The following is a 17,008-nucleotide window of genomic DNA, read 5'->3' as shown; positions in this document are numbered from 1 at the left end:
TGGGTAAATAAAATATCTATGGACAAGGGTTAGAATAAACCGCTGCTATTTCATCGATTTTTTGTAGTAACTCATTACTCAAAGTAACATCTAAGCTATCGATATTTGCTTTCAATTGTTCCATGGTGGTTGCACCTATAATGTTACTGGCAACAAATGGACGTTGATTCACGAATGCTAGTGCCATTTGAGCGGGATCAAGGCCAAACTCGTTGGCTAAATTGACATAGGCTTCAGTGGCTTTAATACCTTGTGGTGTGAAGTAACGTTGGAAGCGTTCGAATAGGGAACACCGAGCGCCTTTAGGCCGTGCTCCATTAAGGTACTTACCACTTAAAATGCCAAACGCCATTGGAGAGTAGGCGAGTAACTTGACGCCTTCATAATGAGAAACTTCAGAAAGCCCCACTTCAAAGGTCCGATTTAATAAATTGTAAGGATTTTGAATCGATACAACTTTTGGTAAATCGTGTTTATCGGCAAGACGAAGGTAAGACATCAAACCCCAAGGTGTTTCATTAGAAACACCGATATAACGAACTTTCCCCATTTTAACGACATCATTCAGTGCTTCTAATGTTTCAATCAGGCTCACTGAACTTTGTTCTTCTTGATCGGGGAAGTTCAAAGTACCAAACATATTCGTATTACGTTGTGGCCAGTGAACTTGATATAAATCGATATAATCCGTTTTGAGGCGGCGTAAGCTATCGTCAATAGCTTGATGGATATTCCGATGATCAAGTGCCATATTGTCGCGGATATGATTGACCCGACTAGGGCCTGATACTTTAGTCGCGAGAACAATTTTTTCACGCTTTCCCGATTTTTCTAACCAATTTCCGATGTACTCTTCTGTTTTTCCTTGAGTTTCTGTTTTAGGCGGTACGGGGTACATTTCTGCTGTATCGATAAAATTGATTCCACGTTCTAATGCGTAGTCCAGTTGTTGAAAAGCATCTGATTGACTATTTTGTTCACCAAAAGTCATGGTGCCAAGACAGATAGGGCTGATTTCTAAACTTGAGTTGGGCAGTTTTGTATATTGCATAGCACTTCCTTGTCACAAGGACAGATTCGAACGGTTGCTCACCGTAAAGTGAGTATCCGTTTGTTGGTATTGTTCTCTAGCCGTTTGATATATCGACTACTTTCTCAGCGTAGTACTCACTATAAGCGAATAACAAGAAAAAAAGAAAACAGAAATGTGTCCAGAGTCGATCTTTGGCACGTATAAACGTGTCGACACTGGTTTATGTTGGAGCGAAGAAATGGAAAAGGCACAATTTAATCAATGGTTACGCAATCAACAGAATGAGGATCAACCCAAAGTTTTTATCATGGGGTGCGCTGATGCTCGGCAGTACAGTATTTTAGTCGAACACAAACATCATTTAGAACCATTAAGAGATCGTGATGTAACGTTGCACTTTTCATCACTCGATGAAGCGAAATTACAGTTAATGAAGTTTGGTTTAAAAAGTGCTTACTTACGTTTGTCTACACCGTATGAGGAGTGTGGTATACCGGGAGATAACAAATACAGTGATATTCCGTTGCCATTGTACTCATAATTGTTTTCACGATTATGCGTAGTAATTTTGCAATATATTAGCCGTGAACTGAGTACGTAAATAAAAGCCACGTGGTAGGGTGCGAATCGGCTTGCCGTTTGAGCCATAGGCTTCGGTGAGTACCCGACCATTTGCCGCTTTAGGGCGTAGCTGCAGTACTTCACCATGCCGAGCGGTAACTTTATCGTACTGACCAAGAACAATGAATTCCATCAGTTCTTCCCAATCGGCTTTCAATTGAGCTTCTTCTTGTTCTGAAGGACTCCATATAAGCGGCATTCCGACACGACGTTGATTTAATGGAATTTCTCTTTCTCCTTCGACGGGGACCCACAATACTCGTGATAACTTATTACGGACATGACTTGTTTCCCACGTTAAACCGTGAATACCTGTGAGAGGGGCTACACAGACGAAAGTGGTTTCTAGTGGTGTTCCGTGATAACTGATCGGAATACTTTTCAGTTCGATCCCTAGATCGGCGAAATCTTGGGTTGGTTTACTGCCAGCTGTCGCACCTAAATGCCACTCAAGTAGTTGTCCTACCCATCCTTTATCGCGACGTAGATCGTTTGGGACAGTCATTTGTGCTTCTTCAGCTAACTGTTCAAAGGAGCTTCCTGCAATCGCACGAGCTCTTTCCATCAGTTCTTGTTCGGATTGTGGTTCTGGTTTCATCTGTTCATTAATGTTTAACAATGTCTAGAGAGGATCGTACACGATTGCTGGTTGGTGTGAATAGGATCCTAAATAAAAAACTTATCCACAACTTAGGCACTGTTATGTGGTTAATTACTCTTTCCATGTATGAATAAACAGGGGTTTAGTCGGACGAAAATAGTTGAAATTTGCTAGCGTTGTGGTGCCCCTTTTTTATAAATGTGGATAACCCGCATATTGATGGATCTTTGTTCGATTTTTGTATTGAAATGATCTTTACAAAAAAGAGCACATATATCATGCCTTATTTTTGTTTTAACTTTATGTTTATTAATGATTATTTATATTTATTCTATATATTGGAATAGGATCTTTTTTGTTCGTATTGGTGTTTTTTCAATCGAAAAACAGGCTTCTTCACACACTTATTCACAGAAAACGTGAATAAATGTGGTCTAGGTCTCATTGCGTTGTTGATAAGTAATAATCGCTGCGAAAATGTGGAGTTTTTGCCATGTCGCCCATAAATATTGCCGGAAATTTACGAGTTAGTTTGCTCCGGCTGGGGATATGTGGAAAAATCACTGTAATTAAAATTTATTAGAGGTTTGCCAGTGATAGATGGCGATGGTTACCGACTTAATGTTGGTATCGTGATATGTAACAACCATGGTCAGGTATTCTGGGCGAAACGATATGGACAGCACTCGTGGCAATTTCCTCAAGGGGGGATTGACGATGGTGAGACTCCCGAGCAAGCGATGTTTCGTGAGCTTTATGAAGAAGTCGGTCTAACGAAAAAAGATGTGAAGATCATAGCGACAAGTCGTCATTGGTTGCGATATAAATTGCCCAAACGCCTTGTTCGATGGGATTCGCAACCTGTCTGTATTGGACAAAAACAGAAATGGTTTTTACTGCGTCTTGAATGTGATGAATCAAAAATCAACATGCAGAGCGGTTCAACCCCTGAATTTGATGGTTGGCGCTGGGTAAGTTACTGGTATCCAGTAAGGCAAGTCGTCTCTTTTAAGCGCGATGTGTATCGTCGTGCCATGAAAGAGTTTGTATCGATAGCGATGCCTTTCAAAGAACGTAAAGTGAAAGGTAAACGTAAATTCCGAAGAGGGTAATCTAACAGCATGCTTTCTCAGCTAAGGGATATAGTTGAACAGGTTTCTAAAGTTGAAGATGTCCACCTAGCTTTAGATACATTTGTTAAGCAGACATGTGCCGCAATGGGCACTGACTGTTGCACTGTGTACTTAGCTAATGAAGAGCAGCAACGTTTGGAATTAATGGCGACGCAAGGCCTAAAGTTCCAAGGTGATAAGATTCATATAGGCTTCGATGAAGGTTTGGTTGGGTTAGTAAAACGCTCGGCTGAACCTTTAAATGTCGCGGAAGCCTCAAAACATCCCAACTTTAAATATTTCAAAGAGCTTGGAGAAGAAGTTTACAACTCCTTCCTTGGCACTCCTATCATTCATCGTAAACAAGTTCTTGGGATTCTGGTTGTTCAACAGAAGAAACCACGCTTGTTTAGTGAAATGGAAGTTTCCTTCTTAGTCACATTAGCCGCTCAGTTGGCTGTTATCGTGACTCATGCTCAAACTCAGGGCCAATGGTTACTCTCTAAACAAAAAACAGTCAGTGGTATCCCTGCCTCACCTGGCGTGGCTATTGGCGATTTTTGGTGGGACGACTCTCAACCGCTTTTATCTGATGTATTTCCTGCATCCACCGTTGATATTAGTCGTGAGCAGGAATGGCTTAACCGAGCTATTGAAAACGCTTTAGCGGATTTTCGTAAAATGCGTAAGCGGTTGGATAGTGAAATACACAAAGAAACGTTAGCGATTTTTGATTTATTTACTCACTTGTTAAATGATCCTATGTTGCGTAAGGATCTTAAAGAGCAAGTGCAAAAAGGCGATCGAGCTGACTGGGCGTTACGCCAAGTGGTCGAAGCGTATTCTAATCGTTTTGCTCGAATGTCCGATGTATATTTGCGTGAAAGAGCACAAGACATCCGTGAATTAGGTCAACGTTTACTGTACTTTTTATACAATTCTGAACAAGAGCAAAACCTTAAAAAGCCAATTATTTTAGTGGTACGTGAGCTAACTGCTTCACTGCTCGCTACTTTACCTAAAGATAAATTACTCGCGGTAGTTTCGCTTGAAGGTGCGGCAAACTCACATGCTGCGATTTTATCTCGGGCGTTAGGTGTCCCTGCGATTGTGGGAGTTAAACTTAATTTAAAAGAGTTAAACGGCAAGCGTGGCATTGTTGATGGTTACAGTGGCAAGTTATTTATTTCGCCTAATCGACAAGTATTACGTGAGTACAAAGCGTTAGCGAATGAAGAACGCGAACTGGCGAAAATAGTCAATAAGACCGTTTCTGAACCCGGCATTACCCAGGATGGTCAGCGTATCGAGTTATTACTCAATGCGGGGTTAACGGGTGAATCCAATGTTGCGATTAGTCAGGGAGTAGATGGGGTCGGGTTATACCGAACTGAAATTTCTTTCTTGATGCAGCATCGTTTCCCTTCAGAAGAAGAACAAATTCAGCTTTATCAAACTGTATTAGCGTCTTATCCTAAAAAACGCGTCGTTATGCGTACGTTAGATGTAGGCGGAGATAAACCATTACCGTATTTACCAATAGAAGAAGATAATCCTTTTCTTGGTTGGCGTGGGATCCGTTTTACACTCGATCATCCTGATATTTTCCTAATTCAGCTGCGCTCTATGCTTAAAGCGAGTGCGGAACATCAAAATCTTTCCATCATGTTACCGATGATATCTAACGTCAAAGAGCTTGATGATGCTTTAGGTTTATTACATCAAGCATACGAAGATGCCGTACAAGCTGATGAGCGCGTTGTCATGCCCAAAATTGGCATTATGTTAGAAGTGCCTTCTATGCTGTATTTATTGCCTAATGTTGCGAATAAGATCGACTTTGTGTCTGTGGGGACTAACGACCTGACACAATACCTTTTAGCCGTCGACCGGAACAATACGCGGGTTGCTGATGTCTATGATCCTATGCATCCAGCCGTATTAATGGTTTTGCAGCAAATTCAAAAGACCTGTGATCAGTATCAGCTACCAGTTTGTATATGTGGTGAGTTAGCTGGAGACCCAATGGGCTCATTACTATTGACTGGGCTGGGATTCACGTCATTGAGTATGAACACGTCGAATGTGGCCCGCGTTAAATATTTGCTGCGTAATTCCGATCTGAATGATCTGAAGAAACTCTCTGAGCAAGCCTTAATGCAATCATATGGAAAAGACATTTATAATATGATGTTAATGTACTTTGAAGAAAAAGGCTTTGCGGGTTTTGTGCGCGCAGGTAAATAATAGGAATACAGTTTGAACTTAGAATTGCTGGCTCTAATGTTGTGTTTAGGGTCTATTGTTGGTGTCCTTGCTGGTTTGTTAGGAATTGGTGGTGGGCTCGTTGTTGTTCCTGCCCTTGTGTTTATTCTTCCTTTTGCTGATGTTTCTCAAAATCTTGTCATGCATTTGGCATTAGCGACATCTTTAGCCACTATTATCGTGACTTCTGCTTCTTCCTCCTTTAATCATTTTCGGTTAGGTAATGTCGACTTTTTTGTCGTTAAATGGTTAATGCCCGGGGTATTAATCGGTGGTTACATAGGAGCAACACTGACTGAGTGGATTCCAACCCAATATTTACCGAAAGTATTTGGTGTGATTGTGTTTGGGTTAGCGGTGCAAATGTATCGTTCTATTAAAACGGTGACGCAAGGTTGCATGCCCAATGCCCTAATCACCTCACTTTGGGGAAGTGGTATAGGGATTATTTCTAGCCTAGCCGGAATAGGTGGAGGCTCACTATCTGTGCCATTTCTTAACCGGCACGGAGTAGAAATACGTCAGGCTGTTGGTTCTTCTTCTGTATGTGGTTTTGGTATTGCTTTGTCGGGAATGTTAGGGTTCATTTTCCATGGTTTTCATGTGGAAGGCTTGCCTAAATATAGTGTTGGATATGTGTATATACCTGCGCTGGTGGCCATTTCTATAACGTCAGTATTCACGACTCGTATTGGAGCAAAACTAGCAACCCGTTTACCGGCCCCAGTACTGAAGAAGTTTTTTTCATTATTTTTGATATGCGTTGCGACCAGTATGCTGGTGCAATAATCAGTTGTAGACTAGTAAAAGAGAGCTTTATTTATGTCGCAAGACTATTTCCATTTTCCCGATTTTGATCCTGTCATTTTTTCGATTGGACCCGTATCTGTGCGTTGGTACGGATTAATGTACTTGGTCGGTTTCCTCTTTGCTATGTGGTTAGCCAACCGCCGTGCAGATAAACCAGGAAGTGGTTGGACTCGAGATCAAGTATCCGACTTACTGTTTGCTGGTTTTCTCGGTGTTGTCATCGGTGGACGTGTTGGGTATGTCTTGTTTTATAACTTAGGGCTTTTTATTGATAACCCACTGTACTTGTTTGAGGTTTGGACTGGTGGTATGTCATTCCATGGCGGGTTATTAGGTGTTATTACAGCAATGTTCCTATATGGCCGTAAACACAAGCGTTCGTTCTTTAGTATTGCTGATTTTATCGCACCACTTGTTCCATTTGGCTTAGGGGCAGGGCGCATGGGTAACTTCATCAATGGTGAACTTTGGGGCCGTATCACCGATGTTCCTTGGGCGATGATCTTTCCTGGCGGCGGTCCATATCCTCGTCACCCGTCTCAGCTCTATGAGTTTTGCTTAGAAGGTGTGGTGCTACTGCTTGTACTCAATGTGTTTATTCGCAAGCCTCGTCCATTAGGTTCTGTTTCTGGTCTGTTTTTGATGCTTTATGGTATATTCCGCTCCTTCGTTGAATTCTTCCGTCAACCTGATCCGCAATTAGGCTTGTTTGATGGGGTTATTTCAATGGGACAGATACTCTCTATCCCTATGATTATTTGTGGATTAGCGTTGATTATCTGGTCATACAAACGTGGTGTATACAAAGATGCACCCGCAGTAGAAAAGTAAGGGTTAAATGTGAAACAGTATTTAGAGCTTTGCCTACGTATCGTTGATGAAGGGCAGTGGATTAATAATGAACGTACCGGTAAACGTTGTCTAACGGTTATCAATGCGGATTTAACCTATGACGTTGCTGCTAATCAGTTTCCATTGGTGACAACCCGAAAAAGCTTTTGGAAAGCAGCAGTCGCAGAGTTGCTCGGTTATCTACGAGGCTATGATAATGCTGCAGATTTTCGCAAGTTGGGGGCGAAAACATGGGATGCCAACGCTAACCAAAATGATGCATGGCTAAATAATCCTTACCGTAAAGGTGAAGATGATATGGGGCGTGTATACGGCGTTCAGGGACGCACTTGGGCGAAACCTGATGGTGGCCATATTGATCAACTGAAAAAAATCGTTGATGACCTTACTCGAGGTGTTGATGATCGTGGTGAAATTCTAAATTTCTATAATCCTGGTGAGTTTCACATGGGGTGCTTACGTCCATGTATGTATAGCCATCATTTCTCTTTATTAGGTGATACTCTATATCTCAATAGCACTCAGCGTTCTTGTGATGTGCCGTTGGGGTTGAACTTCAATATGGTTCAGGTTTATGCCTTTTTAGCCATTATGGCTCAGATTACAGGGAAGAAAGCGGGTCAGGCCTACCATAAGATAGTCAATGCACATATTTATGAAGATCAATTAGAATTGATGCGTGATGTGCAACTCAAACGTGAACCTTTAGGTGCGCCTCAGTTTAAAATTAATCCAGATATCAAAACCTTAGAAGATATTGAAACATGGGTGACATTAGATGATTTTGAGGTTATTGGGTATGAGTACCATGAACCCATAAAGTATCCGTTTTCTGTTTAATAAAAAAGCGCCATGGTTGGCGCTTTTTTATTATATAATCAGTTTCATAAAATACCATTTAATAGCTAGGCTTATTTATTAGATGGCAATTATTGAATTTATTATTGCTTAATAGCTGTGTTTTATTACATATAAATTATATTTAATAACAATACTCGGAAGAAATAGGATGTCTCACCTTAATTATAATCACCTTTACTATTTTTGGATGGTGTGTAAGCAAGGCTCAATAACGAAAGCTGCTGATGCATTATTTCTCACTCCTCAAACGGTGACAGGGCAAATAAAAGCCTTAGAAGAAAGAATGAGTGGTAAGTTAACTAAACGTAATGGTCGGAGTATTGAACCCACAGAATTAGGCCAATTGGTATTTAAATATGCCGATCGCATGTTTGGCTTAAGCTATGAAATGATGGATATTGTGAACTACAGTCAGCGTTCTAATATATTATTTGATGTTGGCGTAGCGGATTCATTATCTAAACGACTTGTCAGTAAGGTTCTCAGCACGGCTATACCAGAAGATAACCGTCTCCACCTACGATGTTTCGAATCTACCCATGAAATGCTGTTAGAACAGCTCTCACAGCACAAGTTAGACATGATTCTTTCCGACTGCCCAGTCGATTCAAGTCAAAGTCCTGGTCTATTTAGTAAAAAGCTAGGTGAAGTTCATATGAGTTTCTTTTCTCGCTCTCCTATTGATTCAGGAAGCTTTCCTGAAATATTGGAAAATAGCCGTTTATTGATTCCTGGTAGTCGTACTGCAATGGGGAGAAAAGTTCATCAATGGTTTGATCGTCAAGGTATTAACCCGAATATTTTAGGCGAATTTGATGACGCAGCATTAATGAATGCCTTTGCTCGTTATCAACCGAATACTTTATTTCTTGCGCCATCATTTTACGCACAAGAAATATCAGACGAAACACCATTAATTAAACTAGAACAAATTGATGAGTTAAAAGAAGAATACTATGTAATATTTGCTGAAAGGATGATTCAACACCCGGCAGTAAAAAACGTGTGCGAACGAAATTTTATTAATTTATTCGATTAATTCATTTATTAGAGCGAATAAATCGATTAATATCTCTCTACCCAGTAAGGAGTATCATTAATTCCCCATAATGATGCATTTATTACTGGTTTGTTGTTACGCCTAGTGTTCGGGTCAGTGAGAGGTCGTTATTTAAGTCTTAGGTAGTACTCCCCGATTACTTAAGTCTTATTTGTATTTTCAATTACTTCAGAAACTTGGGCCCGAATGAACGGTGTTTTTAACAGTTGTCCTATGAGGCCTTTATACTGATGAACTTACAAGAAATAGAAAGCAAATCCGCCGAAGCAGTCGTATTACTTAAAGCGATGGCAAATGAAAGACGTTTACAGATTCTTTGTATGCTACATAATCAGGAACTCTCTGTGGGAGAGTTGTGTGGTAAATTGTCTTTGAGTCAATCGGCACTATCTCAACATTTAGCATGGTTACGTCGTGATGGGTTAGTTGAAACCCGTAAAGAAGCGCAAACTGTGTATTACACATTGAGTAGTGTTGAAGTTCGTTCTTTAATGGAAGCGTTGCACGGATTATATTGCGTGGCAGAAGCGTAATAACAAGATACCAGTCACAGTGGTAAGCACCACAACATCATTGTGATTGGTATATTTTTTTAGACAGGCAGAAATAAAAAAACCGGCGTGAGCCGGTTTTTTTTGTCACTGTAGTATCTGACTCTGATTAAAGAGCTTTGATAGCAGCAGCGAAACGAGACTTATGGCGTGCAGCTTTATTCTTGTGAATAAGGCCTTTAGTTGCCATACGGTCAAGGATTGGTGTAACAACAGCGAATGCTGCAGTTGCAGCTTCTTTGTCGCCTGCAGCGATTGCAGCTACAGTTTTTTTCATGTAAGTGCGCATCATAGAACGGCGGCTAGCGTTGTGCTGACGACGTTTTTCAGATTGGATAGCGCGCTTCTTAGCAGATTTATTATTTGCCAAGGGTCTAACTCCCAAAAACTTTAGTTCGGTGACAATTTAAGGGCCGGAAATATCCCTTATTTGCACTCAAATGTCAAATGATTTGTGCAAAAACCCGCCTAAGCCAAACAAGTTTGGATTCGGAAGAGCTTCGCGGTTAAGATGGCGTGGATTCTAACAGTATTTTTTTTCCATTGCTAATACTTATCTAATCAGGAACTGACATTCTTTTTTATCTGATCACGATAATGTGACTTTAGCGGTTTTTTTCGAGGTAGCTGTGAGTAGACGCTTGCTCAAGTCTGGCATTATTGTCAGCGCTATGACGTTGATTTCTCGGGTGCTTGGCCTAGTTCGTGATGTTGTGGTTGCGAACCTAATGGGTGCTGGCGCGAGTGCTGATGTCTTTTTCTTTGCCAATAAAATTCCTAATTTTTTACGCCGTCTTTTTGCTGAAGGCGCTTTTTCTCAAGCCTTTGTTCCTGTTCTCACTGAATATCATGCCTCGGGAGACATGGATAAAACACGTGAACTGGTTGCTCGAGCTTCTGGCACATTAGGTGTCATTGTTAGTCTCGTCACTATTTGTGGAGTACTGTTTTCAGGTGCGGTGACTGCTGTATTTGGTGCTGGGTGGTTTATCGATTGGCTCCATGGAGGACCGGCTGCTGCTAAATTTGAGCTGGCGAGTTTATTACTTAAGATTACGTTCCCATATTTGTGGTTCATCACTTTTGTTGCTTTATCTGGCGCTATTTTAAATACGATGGGGAAATTTGCGGTCTCGTCATTTACCCCGGTATTTCTCAATGTGATGATCATTGCTTGTGCACTATTTTTGTCACCTCGATTAGCGGAGCCCGAAATTGGCTTAGCGATCGGTGTGTTTTTAGGCGGCATGGTGCAGTTCTTCTTCCAATTGCCTTTCCTAATAAAAGCGGGCGTGTTATCTCGTCCTAAATGGGGATGGCGAGATCCGGGAGTGGTAAAAATACGAACCTTGATGATCCCAGCTCTGTTTGGTGTTTCCGTCAGTCAAATTAATTTACTGTTCGACACTTTTATCGCTAGTTTTCTTCAAACCGGCTCAATTAGTTGGCTCTATTATTCTGATCGTTTACTTGAATTCCCTTTGGGAATGTTTGGCATTGCGATTGCCACTGTGATTCTTCCAGCTTTGTCTCGCAAGCATGTTGATGCTCAGCGTTCGGGGTTCTCCGAAACGATGGACTGGGGAGTAAGGATGGTCACGCTATTAGGTATTCCTGCCATGTTAGGCTTGATGGTTCTAGCTAAGCCAATGATCATGGTGCTTTTTATGCGCGGTTCATTCTCTCCGGAAGATGTTCACCAAGCTTCGCTGTCACTATTAGCTTATGCATCGGGCTTACTTAACTTTATGTTGATCAAAGTCCTAGCTCCTGGTTACTACTCACGGCAAGATACTAAAACTCCAGTGCGTTACGGTATTGTCGCAATGGTCACTAACATGGTTTTGAATGCGATATTTGCTTGGTTCTTTGGTTATATCGGCTTAGCTATCGCTACTGCGTGTTCGGCATTTGTGAATATGGCCTTGCTGTATCGTGGTCTTCATCTGCAACGAGTCTATATTGTGACTCGCAAAACGATTGGCTTTATTGTACGTTTGATTCTTGCTGGTGCGCTTATGGTCGCAGCAGTGGAATGGCAATTAGCTGATATGTCTGTTTGGTTAACCTGGGATTTATCGCACCGAGCGTCAATGCTAATCGGATTAATTGTACTTGGTGCTGGTGTGTATATTGTTTCAGCTCTTATATTGGGTGTTCGCTTAAAAGATTTAAAAGCGGCGACAGATTAAGGTGCTTTAGGGTATAATCCGCCAGTTTCACGCTCTAACAATAATAAAAGTAGGTTTTAAACAGATTCTGATGGAATTCGTTCGCGGCATACATAATATCAAATCACACCATCATGGCTGTGTATTGACGATAGGGAACTTTGACGGTGTTCACCTTGGGCATCAGCAAGTTCTTCGTCAGGTTTCACAACGAGCTGAGCGACTTGGGCTCGACTCTGTGGTGATGACATTTGAACCGCAACCTATGGAATTGTTTGCAAAAGATCGAGCTCCCGCTCGACTGACGCGCTTACGAGATAAGTTCGTTCAGCTCGATAAACTGGGGATTGATCGTTTGCTATGTGTGAATTTTAATTACCATTTTGCTTCTATGACGGCGGAAAGCTTTGTCCATGACTTGTTGGTCAAGCAATTGGGTGTTAAGTTTCTCGTAGTAGGTGATGACTTCTGCTTTGGCCGAGAAAGACAGGGCAACTTTGCCATATTGCAGCAAGCAGGCCAACAATATGGCTTTGAAGTCGTCAGTACGCAGAGCTTTTGCCTATCCAGCTTACGAGTAAGTAGTACCGCAATTCGTGAAGCACTTGCTAGTGATAATTTGGCCTCTGCAGCCGATATGCTAGGTCGTGATTACAGTATTAGTGGTCGAGTGTCTCACGGTAGAAAACTTGGAAGAACAATAGGTTTTCCTACTGCGAATATACCATTGAAACGCTGTGTTTCTCCCGTTTCTGGTGTTTATGTCGTAGAAGTAAAAGGGCTCGGGAATACTGCGATTGGTGGCGTGGCTAATATTGGCCAACGACCAACAGTTAACGGTGTCCGCCAACAATTAGAAGTTCATTTATTCGACTTTCATGACAATTTATACGGTAAACAGTTAGAAGTTCTCCTTTTGCATAAATTGCGTGACGAAGTAAAATTCGCGTCGTTTGATGAACTAAAACAACAGATCGAATTGGATGCTGAGGCAGCAAGGGTGTGGCTGCGTCAGCGTAAGGGTTGATTGGAAATATCTACCTTTCAACATAATGTCTAACTTCGCCCAACTAACGGAATTAAGAATCGATGAGTGAGTATAAAGATACCCTGAACCTACCTGAAACAGGGTTTCCGATGCGTGGCAATCTGGCCAATCGTGAGCCAGAAATGCTTCAGCGTTGGTATGAAGAAGATCTTTACGGTGCGATCCGTAAAGCCAAAAAAGGCAAAAAATCTTTCGTATTACACGATGGCCCTCCGTATGCCAACGGTGACATTCATATTGGTCACGCACTGAATAAGATTCTTAAAGACATTATTATTAAATCCAAAACACTTTCAGGTTTTGATGCTCCATATATCCCAGGTTGGGACTGCCACGGCCTACCTATCGAATTGATGGTAGAGAAAAAATTTGGCAAACCAGGCAAGAAACTGACTGCCGCTGAATTCCGTGAAAAATGTCGTGAATATGCAGCGGGCCAAGTTGAAGGCCAAAAAGAGAGCTTTAAGCGTCTTGGAATTACGGGCGATTGGGATAAACCATATCGCACTATGGATTTTGCTACAGAAGCTAACATTATTCGTGCTTTAGGTAAGATTGCGGATAATGGCCACCTACACAAAGGTTTTAAACCTGTTCACTGGTGTACAGAATGTGGTTCTGCTCTAGCGGAAGCTGAAGTTGAATATAAAGATAAGACATCGCCATCTATTGATGTTCGCTTTAAAGTGGCTGATGAAGCAGCACTTCTGAGCAAATTTGCTTTCGAAGGTGAACAAGGTGAAGGTGATATCTCAATCGTTATCTGGACAACGACACCATGGACTCTTCCGGCAAACCGTGCGGTTTGTGTTCGTGAAGACCTTGAATATGTGTTGGTTCAAGTCGAAGGCGATAACCCTGAGCGTATTATCGTTGCAACAGAGCTACTTAAAGATGTGATGGCTCGCGCGGGCATCGAAAATTACCGTGCACTTGGTTACAGCAAAGGTGTTGATTTGGAATTACTGCAATTCCAACATCCATTCCTAGCATTTACCGTACCTGCGATTCTTGGTGATCACGTAACGACTGATGCCGGTACCGGTGTGGTTCATACTGCGCCAGGACATGGTCAAGAAGACTTTGTTGTTGGTCAAAAATATGGTCTAGAAGTAGCGAACCCAGTTGGTTCTAACGGTGTTTATCTACCTGATACTGAGTTCTTTGCTGGTCAACATGTCTTTAAAGCTAACCCTGCTGTGGTTGAGCTACTAAAAGAAAAAGGCGCGTTACTTCATTACGAAGAGTTTGTGCACAGCTACCCTCATTGCTGGCGCCACAAAACGCCAATTATTTTCCGCGCAACGCCACAGTGGTTTGTCTCTATGGACCAAAATGGCCTGCGTAAAAATGCCCTTGAAGCGATCAAAGGCGTAAAATGGATGCCTGATTGGGGTCAAAGCCGTATTGAAGGTATGGTTGAGGGTCGCCCTGAATGGTGTATTTCTCGTCAGCGTACTTGGGGTACTCCAATTACTCTATTCGTACACAAAGAGACTGCTGAACTACACCCTGATACGCTAGCTATTATTGAAAAAGTAGCTCAACTCGTTGAAGAAAAAGGTATTCAAGCATGGTGGGATGTTGAGCCAGAAACGTTAATTGGTGCCGATGCTGAGCAATACGAAAAAGTATTGGATACTCTAGACGTATGGTTTGATTCTGGTGTTACTCATTACTCAGTTGTGGATGCTCGTGAAGAGTTCAACGGTAATGAACCTGACATGTACCTTGAAGGTTCTGACCAACACCGTGGTTGGTTCCAATCTTCTTTGATTACTGCTGTAGCAACGAAAGGCAAAGCACCTTACAAAGAAGTATTAACGCATGGTTTCGTGGTTGATGGTCAAGGCCGTAAAATGTCTAAGTCCATCGGTAACGTGGTTGCACCAAAAGATGTAACGAACAAGCTAGGTGCAGACATTCTTCGTTTGTGGGTTGCTTCAACGGATTATACCGGTGAAGTTGCTGTTTCTGATGAAATTTTGAAACACAGTGCTGATGCATACCGCCGTATTCGTAATACAGCGCGTTTCTTCTTGGCTAACCTAAATGGTTTCAACCCAGAAACTGACGTTGTTCCTGCTGATGAAATGGTTGCGTTGGATCGTTGGGCTGTTGGCCGTGCACAAGCGTTCCAAGATGACATCCTCAAAGCATACGAAGAATACAACATGCACAATGTTGTTCAACGTTTGATGCATTTCTGCTCAATTGAAATGGGTTCTTTCTACCTAGATGTAATCAAAGACCGTCAGTACACAGCAAAACAAGGTGGCCATGCACAACGTAGTTGTCAAACTGCCCTGTACTTCATTGTTGAAGCTCTAGTTCGTTGGATGGCACCTATTATGTCGTTCACTGCTGATGAGATCTGGAACGCAATGCCAGTGAAACAAGCAAATGGTGAAAACCGTGCTAAGTATGTTTTCACTGAAGAGTGGTTCGATGGTCTATTCGGCCTTGCCGAAGGCGAAGAGCTTAATAATGAGTTCTGGACGGAAATTCAGCATGTACGTGGCTCTGTGAACAAACTATTGGAAGCGGCACGCAGTGAAAAAGTGATTGGTGGTTCTCTACAAGCAGAAGTGACCTTGTTTGCTGATGATGCTTTAACTGAGAAACTCAATAAGCTTGAAAACGAATTGCGTTTTGTTCTTATTACCTCTGGTGCAACAGTAAAACCTCTTGCAGAGAAAACCGCGAACGCTCAAGAGACTGATCATGAAGGTCTGTTTGTTGAAGTGGTTAAAACTGAAGCTCATAAATGTGAACGTTGCTGGCACCATACCGACGATGTAGGCACAATTAAAGGCCACGAAACTATTTGTGGTCGTTGTGTGTCTAACGTTGAAGGCGAAGGTGAAGTACGTAAGTACGCATAATAAAAGACGGTATTCATGACAAAACAGGCTATAACGCTCAAACAATCGGGAGTGCGCTGGTTAGCGCTAGCGCTACTCGTATTCATTGCTGATATTGCTATTAAATTCATAGTAATGGGCTCTGTAGGCTATGGCTGGGAAAACCACGTGTCGGTTTTACCATTTTTTAACATAGTGTATGTGCATAACCATGGGGCTGCTTTTAGCTTTTTAAGCAACCAAGCAGGTTGGCAGCGCTGGTTATTTACGCTTATAGCCTTTGCAGTGGTGGTCTTTCTCATTCTGACGATGCGTCGTTCAGAGGCCAAAGAAAAGTGGAGTAACATCGCTTACGCACTGATTATTGGTGGCGCTGTGGGTAATGTGTTTGACCGCATAGTTCATGGGTATGTGGTGGATTACCTTGATGTCTTTTGGGGAAATTACCATTGGCCAGCCTTTAATCTTGCCGACAGTGCTATCTGCATTGGGGCGATAATGATCGTATTAGATGGCTTTATTGGTAAGAAAAAAAGCCAGTGATATCGCTGCGTAAAATGAAATAACCACAAGCGCTGTCCGTTGATTCGGATGGCGCTTTTTGTTAGAAGTGATACGTCGCCTCTGTTTTGTTTATTTGATAATACTCTGTACTACAATTGGTATTTTGGTAAACATAGGCGGTATACACTCCGCATAACGCAAGGACATTTCTCGTGACAGCGATAACTGAGCATTCTGTAGTCACCCTACATTTCACTATTAAGTTAAAAGATGGTTCGATAGCTGATAGCACCCATAACATGGGAAAACCGGCCCAATTTGTCATTGGCGATGGCAATATCAGTGATAATTTTGAACGTCATCTGATAGGGATGAAAGCTGGGGAAACAAAAGCGGTTGAGCTCAAAGCAGCTGATGCATTTGGTCAACCTAACCCAGATAATATTCAATATATGGATAGAGCTAAGTTTGTCGGTGAAGCGCAAGTTGAGATTGGCACCATTATGGCTTTTAGTGGCCCCGATGGTCATGAGATTCCGGGCATCATTACTGAAATTGCGGGTGATTCTGTTACGGTGGATTTCAATCATCCACTTGCTGGGCAAGATGTTATCTTCGATGTAGAAATTTTATCTGTTGAGTAACTTACCGTAGA

16 protein-coding genes are annotated in these 17,008 nt (G+C 42.0%); 13 read left to right on the top strand and 3 right to left on the bottom strand.

Annotated elements, in window-relative coordinates; all coding sequences use genetic code 11:
• Positions 1-16: 16 nt before the first annotated feature.
• Positions 17-1,051, bottom strand: a complete 1,035-nt coding sequence (locus I1A42_RS01270; protein ID WP_161157126.1) for an NADP(H)-dependent aldo-keto reductase — start codon at positions 1,049-1,051, stop codon at positions 17-19.
• 220 nt (positions 1,052-1,271) lie between these two features.
• Here I1A42_RS01270 and I1A42_RS01265 point away from each other — a divergent pair, with 220 nt between their 5' ends.
• Positions 1,272-1,574: a DUF6482 family protein gene (locus I1A42_RS01265; protein ID WP_161157125.1), complete on the top strand. Its 303-nt coding sequence runs from the start codon at positions 1,272-1,274 to the stop codon at positions 1,572-1,574.
• A gap of 12 nt (positions 1,575-1,586) precedes the next feature.
• Here I1A42_RS01265 and mutH read toward each other — a convergent pair whose 3' ends face one another.
• Positions 1,587-2,252: a DNA mismatch repair endonuclease MutH gene (gene mutH, locus I1A42_RS01260; RefSeq protein ID WP_161157124.1), complete on the bottom strand. Its 666-nt coding sequence runs from the start codon at positions 2,250-2,252 to the stop codon at positions 1,587-1,589.
• 596 nt (positions 2,253-2,848) lie between these two features.
• On the opposite strand from mutH, the gene rppH reads away from it, so the two are divergent.
• From rppH to I1A42_RS01225, 7 genes are all read left to right on the top strand, one after another.
• Positions 2,849-3,367, top strand: a complete 519-nt coding sequence (gene rppH, locus I1A42_RS01255; protein ID WP_161157123.1) for an RNA pyrophosphohydrolase — start codon at positions 2,849-2,851, stop codon at positions 3,365-3,367.
• A 9-nt stretch (positions 3,368-3,376) separates the two neighbouring features.
• Positions 3,377-5,614 (top strand): phosphoenolpyruvate--protein phosphotransferase, encoded by a 2,238-nt coding sequence (gene ptsP, locus I1A42_RS01250; RefSeq protein ID WP_196122417.1) that lies wholly within the window; start codon positions 3,377-3,379, stop codon positions 5,612-5,614.
• Between the two features lie 12 nt (positions 5,615-5,626).
• Complete coding sequence (locus tag I1A42_RS01245; RefSeq protein WP_196122415.1) at positions 5,627-6,421, top strand: sulfite exporter TauE/SafE family protein; 795 nt, start codon at positions 5,627-5,629, stop codon at positions 6,419-6,421.
• A 33-nt stretch (positions 6,422-6,454) separates the two neighbouring features.
• Entirely contained in the window at positions 6,455-7,273 is an 819-nt protein-coding gene (gene lgt / locus I1A42_RS01240) for a prolipoprotein diacylglyceryl transferase (RefSeq protein WP_196122414.1), read from the top strand.
• Positions 7,274-7,282: 9 nt separating this feature from the next.
• Positions 7,283-8,134, top strand: a complete 852-nt coding sequence (locus I1A42_RS01235; RefSeq protein WP_196122412.1) for a thymidylate synthase — start codon at positions 7,283-7,285, stop codon at positions 8,132-8,134.
• Positions 8,135-8,303: 169 nt separating this feature from the next.
• Positions 8,304-9,194 (top strand): transcriptional activator NhaR, encoded by an 891-nt coding sequence (gene nhaR, locus I1A42_RS01230; RefSeq protein WP_161157118.1) that lies wholly within the window; start codon positions 8,304-8,306, stop codon positions 9,192-9,194.
• Positions 9,195-9,445: 251 nt separating this feature from the next.
• Positions 9,446-9,748, top strand: a complete 303-nt coding sequence (locus I1A42_RS01225; protein WP_161157117.1) for an ArsR/SmtB family transcription factor — start codon at positions 9,446-9,448, stop codon at positions 9,746-9,748.
• A 127-nt stretch (positions 9,749-9,875) separates the two neighbouring features.
• Here the strand turns inward: I1A42_RS01225 and rpsT are convergent, their stop codons facing one another.
• The gene (gene rpsT, locus I1A42_RS01220) at positions 9,876-10,136 is read right to left on the bottom strand and encodes a 30S ribosomal protein S20 (RefSeq protein ID WP_161157116.1); all 261 of its coding nucleotides are present in this window, start codon (positions 10,134-10,136) and stop codon (positions 9,876-9,878) included.
• A gap of 259 nt (positions 10,137-10,395) precedes the next feature.
• Here rpsT and murJ point away from each other — a divergent pair, with 259 nt between their 5' ends.
• From murJ to fkpB, 5 genes are all read left to right on the top strand, one after another.
• Positions 10,396-11,958: a murein biosynthesis integral membrane protein MurJ gene (gene murJ / locus I1A42_RS01215; RefSeq protein WP_196122410.1), complete on the top strand. Its 1,563-nt coding sequence runs from the start codon at positions 10,396-10,398 to the stop codon at positions 11,956-11,958.
• A 70-nt stretch (positions 11,959-12,028) separates the two neighbouring features.
• Positions 12,029-12,964: a bifunctional riboflavin kinase/FAD synthetase gene (ribF, locus tag I1A42_RS01210; RefSeq protein WP_196122408.1), complete on the top strand. Its 936-nt coding sequence runs from the start codon at positions 12,029-12,031 to the stop codon at positions 12,962-12,964.
• Between the two features lie 62 nt (positions 12,965-13,026).
• Positions 13,027-15,870 carry an isoleucine--tRNA ligase gene (gene ileS, locus I1A42_RS01205; RefSeq protein ID WP_196122406.1) on the top strand — a complete coding sequence of 948 codons (2,844 nt, stop codon included), beginning with the start codon at positions 13,027-13,029 and terminating at the stop codon, positions 15,868-15,870.
• A 15-nt stretch (positions 15,871-15,885) separates the two neighbouring features.
• Entirely contained in the window at positions 15,886-16,392 is a 507-nt protein-coding gene (gene lspA / locus I1A42_RS01200; RefSeq protein ID WP_196122404.1) for a signal peptidase II, read from the top strand.
• Between the two features lie 173 nt (positions 16,393-16,565).
• Complete coding sequence (fkpB, locus tag I1A42_RS01195; RefSeq protein ID WP_161157111.1) at positions 16,566-16,997, top strand: FKBP-type peptidyl-prolyl cis-trans isomerase; 432 nt, start codon at positions 16,566-16,568, stop codon at positions 16,995-16,997.
• The last annotated feature ends 11 nt before the right edge of the window (positions 16,998-17,008 follow it).

The sequence above is a fragment of the Vibrio nitrifigilis genome (assembly GCF_015686695.1).
Classification (GTDB): Bacteria; Pseudomonadota; Gammaproteobacteria; order Enterobacterales; family Vibrionaceae; genus Vibrio; species Vibrio nitrifigilis.
The sequence above is the reverse complement of the archived record's forward strand: the minus strand, read 5'-3'. Positions and strand labels throughout refer to the sequence as shown.